Genomic DNA, 269 nt, shown 5'->3' with positions numbered 1-269 from the left:
CCGGCTGCATCGTCATCACGCCTGTGCAGGCGGGTATCCCTGTCATCGACGGCACCAACCTGTCGCAGAACATCATGACGGCCATCGAATCGGTGGCCCAAACGCTCAAGCAAATTGAGCAGTACAGCACCCAGCTCCAGCAGTATCAGAACCAGCTCCAGAACACGATGGCCCCGGCCGCGTATATCTGGGATCAGGCGCAGTCCACCATCAATGGGCTGATGAACGCCGTCAACACGCTGGACTACTACAAGACGCAGCTCGGCAGC

The 269-nt window shown here is 59.1% G+C and carries 1 protein-coding gene; it reads left to right on the top strand.

Going from position 1 to position 269, the window contains the following annotated elements; all coding sequences use genetic code 11:
* Positions 1–8: 8 nt before the first annotated feature.
* Positions 9–269 (top strand): type IV secretion system protein (locus tag SB756_RS30580; protein ID WP_410913306.1); only part of this gene is annotated, 261 nt, incomplete at its 3' end.

Source organism: Pseudomonas sp. SIMBA_068 (assembly GCF_046534705.1).
Classification (GTDB): domain Bacteria; phylum Pseudomonadota; class Gammaproteobacteria; order Pseudomonadales; family Pseudomonadaceae; genus Aquipseudomonas; species Aquipseudomonas putida.
Note: the sequence above shows the minus strand (reverse complement) of the source record. Positions and strands in the feature narration are given on the sequence as shown.